This is a genomic window from bacterium (Candidatus Blackallbacteria) CG13_big_fil_rev_8_21_14_2_50_49_14, assembly GCA_002783405.1.
GTDB lineage: Bacteria > Cyanobacteriota > Sericytochromatia > UBA7694 > UBA7694.
Genome location: PFGG01000002.1, coordinates 1 through 5,655, shown reverse-complemented (window position 1 = coordinate 5,655; position 5,655 = coordinate 1). Strand labels below are relative to the sequence as shown.

Annotated in this window: 6 protein-coding genes; all 6 read right to left on the bottom strand. The window is 39.2% G+C overall.

Features of this window, described 5'->3' with window-relative positions; all coding sequences use genetic code 11:
- Nucleotides 1–388 precede the first annotated feature (388 nt).
- The 6 genes from COW20_00075 to COW20_00050 are packed head-to-tail and all read right to left on the bottom strand — an operon-like array spanning nt 389 to nt 4,848.
- Nucleotides 389–925 carry a hypothetical protein gene (locus COW20_00075; GenBank protein PIW51174.1) on the bottom strand — a complete coding sequence of 179 codons (537 nt, stop codon included), beginning with the start codon at nt 923–925 and terminating at the stop codon, nt 389–391.
- Between the two features lie 33 nt (nt 926–958).
- Nucleotides 959–2,335, bottom strand: a complete 1,377-nt coding sequence (locus tag COW20_00070; protein PIW51173.1) for a hypothetical protein — start codon at nt 2,333–2,335, stop codon at nt 959–961.
- 15 nt (nt 2,336–2,350) lie between these two features.
- Complete coding sequence (locus COW20_00065; protein PIW51172.1) at nt 2,351–3,319, bottom strand: hypothetical protein; 969 nt, start codon at nt 3,317–3,319, stop codon at nt 2,351–2,353.
- A 23-nt stretch (nt 3,320–3,342) separates the two neighbouring features.
- The gene (locus COW20_00060) at nt 3,343–3,579 is read right to left on the bottom strand and encodes a hypothetical protein (protein ID PIW51171.1); all 237 of its coding nucleotides are present in this window, start codon (nt 3,577–3,579) and stop codon (nt 3,343–3,345) included.
- A gap of 19 nt (nt 3,580–3,598) precedes the next feature.
- The gene (locus COW20_00055) at nt 3,599–3,955 is read right to left on the bottom strand and encodes a hypothetical protein (protein PIW51170.1); all 357 of its coding nucleotides are present in this window, start codon (nt 3,953–3,955) and stop codon (nt 3,599–3,601) included.
- A complete protein-coding gene (locus COW20_00050) occupies nt 3,955–4,848 on the bottom strand; it encodes a hypothetical protein (GenBank protein PIW51169.1) in 894 nt (297 codons plus the stop codon). Before COW20_00050 ends, COW20_00055 begins: the two co-directional genes overlap by 1 nt.
- Nucleotides 4,849–5,655: the final 807 nt, after the last annotated feature.

Here is a 5,655-nt window from a genome sequence, read left to right as displayed (position 1 = left end):
AGGGAGTTAAAGTTGCATGATTTGCTGTCTTGACAATGGGGAGCACTATATCATGATTTGGGCTCGTTTTTGATTATTCATATCTCAAAAACGAGCTTTTTTTCAACCCCAAATCCGCATCTTTTCTACCAAATCCACTCCTCTCAATCATCTAAACCCCACCCAGCAACACTTTCTGTTCAACCCAACTGAATTCAAGTCAGATTAGTGGGATAAGTTCATCATATTTTCAAGCGTTTGAGAGACTTTCTCTATAGGCTCGCTAACCGATGAATGGGCTTTTCAAACCCTCATCGACCAACAGCCTTTGATAAAGTCAATTTGAAGAAACCTGCATTATGCCTAGCTTTTGCTTCCTAACCGATAATCTATGAATAATTTGGTATCATTACTCAATGAATCCCAAAACTTCGTTCATTTGAATTTTTCCCTGTAAATGGTTAACTAGTACAGACCTGATTCCAAAAATTGCTTCAGAAATAAATCCAAGGCAATCAATTATCAAAACGGGATCAAAATAGTTTTGGGGCTTATCTGAATCACTCATTTGGCTAAGTAAACTATATTTAAAAAAGATATCGTCATCATCTGTAATGCAAAAATATCCTAATGGAATATTTTTGTTGATTTTATGCAATAAATAACTGATTTGATATTTATTTTCTTCAGACAACCCCAATGAAACAACAACTGATATTTGCAAAATATCCAGTTGATCTTCATTTGCGGATTTTTCAATACTAATCATTTCATTGAGTAATACTAAAACCGCTAATAAGGGCTCAGTATCTTCGTGATCTGTATCTTCATTATAAAGGTGTATGCACAACTGTTCATAAGGAGTGTTTTCATTAGGGGGCTCAAGTATTGCCTCTTGATCAAGTTCAAGAAAAATATTTTTAAGCACTTCTAAATGTGAGCTCATATACTAGGGTTTTCTCCAATAAATTAAATAAAATTATACTTCATCCCGCTTTTTCAATACAGGATTTTTTGTAAATGTCCCTGGATTTGTGACTTCATATGTAATAGCTCGCAAAGTAGACTCTTTTGTTGGATGTCTTCTTTGATTATTTGTGTTTACAAACGAACTATCATATACTAAGCCTTTAAATTGATTTGGTTGTGTTGATACAACCGATTTCACATGACCATGGCAACTTTTTCTGCCTTTTCCTTTTCCACAAAAACGTTTGCTTGGAGCAATTAATCGCATAGCAAGCTTTCTCTTCACTACATAGTCTATTGGGCCTTCTTCAGCATGTCTTTTCTCACCCACTCCAGTTTTTCTTTCAAACACAAGGAATCCTTTGGGTAAAACCCTTAACTGAGCCCCGCTTAATTTACGGCGACTGCTTGAAACTAGAATTTTATGAACACTTTTTATCCTTAATACCTGTAATGAAATTGTGCTGCGTCCAGGTTGACTTTCAACGTTGTTAATTGCAATAGCAGCCTCTTTAAATTTTGGCAGCATAGAGCTTAGGCTTTTAGGAGATAATTTTTTTGCCATCTTCTTTCTTAATGCTTCAAGTCGTGAACGTATTGCCTTATGGTCCTTCGTTGTATGCCCTAACGTTCCATCGTGTCTTTCCATCAAATCTAAGCCATGGCCTTGAATTACTTTTCCAGTATTATGATTGATAGCGATCTCACCTTCATAGCTTCTTACCTCACCTACATGGATGCCTGCATCTTTGAGAGCGCCCACCAATGCCGTTTTAAAACTGGACGAATGGCAACTTTTAAGATCCAATATCCCTAACTGGGTAATTCCAGCATTCTTCAGCATGGAAGCCACTTCTAGTGGCGTTTTACCGCCTAGAGTTTTTCCGTCAGATGATCCATGCCCTACAAGCTCTAAGGTGGATTTTTCTGTTAAACGCTCAGGGGCAAACGCCGAACCATTGTCTTGCAGAACCACTGAACGGGAACTCTCAGTTACAGTCGTATCCCCTTTTTCCAAATTCAAGACCTGATGCTGTGATACTGGTTTTAACTTGGGTTCTTGATGAGCCTCTGTTGACTGTGTCTCTGTGGCTCCATACTCTTCTCGAATTTGCTGACACATGTCTTTGAATTGTGCCACCAAGCGTTCAGGAGGCATTTGTCCCAATATTTGCTGGAGCTTCTGGCTATCCTGACTGGCATTGACAGCTCCCGTTGGTGTTCCTACCCCACTGGGGTGCATTATGCCAGTAGGAGGTACTTTGGGCTGTTGGGATTGACCTGTCTTGGCAGCAGGAGCCACCGAAGATGCTTTTGTTGCTCCTACTAGCGGCTGTGGGGGAGCGGCAGGTGTAAAACTAACAGAACTTCCAACGGGACCTGGCATATATAAATTCCTCTCTTAGGCAGATTTTAAGCGTTCGATCGTCTCTTCCAGCACATCCTGAAAGCGTTCCAATTGTTCAGCATAATGCTGATAAGGCGTCTGCAATGGGTGGATGTTGATTTTTTTTGCATCCATTTCATCCAAACGATCCGCCACACTATCACAGTGATCCAAGAGAACCTGAAGGTTTTCTTCTAAGACTTCGATATCATTGGGATCGTCTGTGGCTTGGGATTCAGCCATAATTTCATCGGTTATATCCGTGTGCTTTTGAATATCCTGATGAATTTCAATAAACTGTTCAAAGAGCTGACTCAGAGAGATAATCCGTTGGAGTGCTTTATCGATGGCGCTCAACTGCTTTCTTAAATCAGTGACTTCCATTTCCTGATCGAGAATGTGAAGACGTTGACTGAATTCTTGTGTTTTCTCTTGAAATAGTTTCAGCTTAGATTGTAATAAAGCAAGCTGCTTGGGATTCGGCGAGGGAGCAAATCCCAAAACCTCATCGGTCATAATCTGCTTCAGAAACAGCATGATGGCGGCTTCTGTACTGTCATACAAATCATCGAAGTCCATTTCTGCAGCAGGTTTAGCAAACTGGGCCGATTGGGGTTCAAGTGGTTTTTGGGCGGTCTTGGGTTGACCTTTTTGAGCCTGTTGCAAAAGTTCTTTTCCCAGCTCTGATCCAGGCTCAAGATCCAGCCCCGCTTTAAGATAGGGCAGGGCTTGTCGGGGTTGTGCAATTAACAAAAACAGAAAGCCCATTCCGAAATAATTGGCTGGATTTTTGTAATTCGCTTGAATCCCTTTTGCAAAACAATCTGTGGCTTGCTTGAGCTTTGTTTTATCCACCGCTTGCTTGATGGCCTCACGAATCAATTGGCGGCCTTGGGCATAGAGCTCCGCTGACTGCTGGTGACGTAGACTGTCTGATTTTTGTAACCCTTGTCTGGCTTGGGTGAGTGTTGCGAAGTCTAGCACATGGAATTCCTTTCTCCCCAATTTCAGTTCTTTAACAATCTGTATTCTCTAACCTCTTGCGAAGCCAAGAGAGTTAATTTTGTTGGCCGGCAAGCCGAAACCCTAAAATAATATTCCCTATTTCTGATTTTTTTAATCTGGTTCAAAAGCGCCACTTGTCCGAGTTGCAATTCCCGCCATTTTTCGCTTACAACCTCGGCTTGTCCGGCCAACGACCCGCCCTTAACCTGCGCTGCGTAGCAAGACAGGTTGAAGGGCATGGTTGCGGGGCAGTAAAGATCAGTCCTTATGGTAAATGCCCAAATTAGCAAATAATACGTCAGAAAAAACAAAACTGTTTTGATCAGTAGGATTCCAGATAGCATCCCCAGAAAAGTCTTGTTCTGAATCTCCTAATGTAAAAATCCACCCTTTTCCTAATTTATTGGCTATTATAGATAATGCATTATTGGGGGAAGTTTCGAAAATTGGAGACAACCCGGAAAAAATAACATAGTTACTATCATTATGATAAATTTCTGTTGAAAATTGTTCTATTTTAGATCCTAACAAAACATTTAATGTTGAGACCACATCAATTTCATCTAATGTCACTTTTTTTATAAATATTCTTATAATTACATGAAATTTATTCATTATCTATGAGTTACATCTCCTGTTAAAGAGATATTTACATGACTTCCATCTCTAGATAAGTCTGCAATTCCACTACTTTTATTCTTAGGAATAACATCCCATTCAAATGTTTCTCCAGCCGTTCTTGATGGCCCTTTTCGCCACTCATTACCAAAAGCATCCATAAAACCATTTTGAGGAGTTTTAATTGGATTATTGGCATCCCAGCGTTTAGGAGGAACAAATGGTATCGGCCCATCAGTTGGAAGATCAAACTTTTTTGCTGCTTTTAACCATTTTTCATTCTTATATGCATTTGCAGCAGCCTTATGCATATTATCCATTGTATTTAGTATATTTACTACTTTTGTTGGATTTTTTATGCCCGGCCCAAGCTTTTCAAGATTTTTGAATAATCTTGGTATATCATCAACACTTTTTATTACTCGTTTAATATTGGGAAAATTTTCCAACAGCTCTTTAAAAATTTTTATCGGCTTAGCTGCAGCGTCACCAATATATGGAAAGATAGATGCTACAGATAGTCCTGCTCCGACCCAGTCACCATCACTTATACTTATACCAGCAGAGATCCCATCAGAAATAGGTGAAGGATCAATAATTCCAGTTATATCTGTAGCTAAACCCAGTTTTCTTTTCCAGCTCATACCTTCAGAAGGCTTTATATCTTCATAGCGACTCCCTACTTGGCTTAACTCTTGAAGTATAAATTTACTTTCACCTGTAGCTCCAGAGAAAGTTAAAGTATTGGGTTCAAACCCTGCTGTATTGGTAGTTGAAACTCGAACAGAGTTACTATTAGCTGTTAATTTATTTAATAAAATTTGCTCATTAGAATCTACCTTACCATCTTTTAATATGGCATTTCTAATATTTAATGCTTCTTGTTTCATTATTTCTGTAGGATTTTTAACCGCTTTAAGTGCATTAAATACATCTTGATTTACTTTTACAGAATTAGAATTAATATTTGTCACAATCAAACCTCAAGATTCTAATATTTATTCTTGCTTAAAATTACTTTCTGGAAATACAATCATTAAGTCTCTTCAACACCACTTGCGAAGTCAAGTGAGTGAGTTAGTTGCGCGGCGCAGGGCCTAAAATCTAGTTTTTTCTTATTTGCCTCAAATTGAGTCATAGTCGAATTTTTCACCTCATTCGCATTGTTTTGCAAGCCTAAAACGCGCATTATGACTGGGTTTTGCCCGCACAAGCCCGCCGCAACAAGTGATTATCCAGCCCCTGGATAATTCCATCACCACCCCCAGCATCCCTTCTCAACACAAATCTCCATCAGCTTTTCAGCCTTGCGGTATAACTCCACTTTGCCCCCCCAATCAGCGATAAATAGTGTTTTCCAAACAAATCTCAATGTCTATCTAACACGCCCAAACTCAACTTATCCTGTTTCCGTATAACCCCACTTTTCGGAGAATTATCCACCTCAAGATATAATCCGTGAAGAATGACCCGCTTTCTGTATAACTCCACTTTTGGGAGAATTCATCGCTTTCTGTATAACTCCACAAAAGGCGTTCTTATACAGATCTGTGAGAATGCAAAACAGGAATTATTGCCATCATATATTTTTTTTTAATTGGATTCAAGATTGCGGCACAATATGCAGTGCTTCAGAATGAAAGACTGAATTTTTGAGTTCAGTTGAGAAAAGCAAGAACAGAGGCATAGAGCAGGGT

Coding starts and splice junctions, on each gene's coding strand:
- COW20_00050 (PIW51169.1), bottom strand. CDS start 4,848: ATGAAACAAGAAGCATTAAATATTAGAAATGCCATATTAAAAGATGGT.
- COW20_00060 (PIW51171.1), bottom strand. CDS start 3,579: ATGCCCTTCAACCTGTCTTGCTACGCAGCGCAGGTTAAGGGCGGGTCG.
- COW20_00070 (PIW51173.1), bottom strand. CDS start 2,335: ATGCCAGGTCCCGTTGGAAGTTCTGTTAGTTTTACACCTGCCGCTCCC.
- COW20_00075 (PIW51174.1), bottom strand. CDS start 925: ATGAGCTCACATTTAGAAGTGCTTAAAAATATTTTTCTTGAACTTGAT.
- COW20_00055 (PIW51170.1), bottom strand. CDS start 3,955: ATGAATAAATTTCATGTAATTATAAGAATATTTATAAAAAAAGTGACA.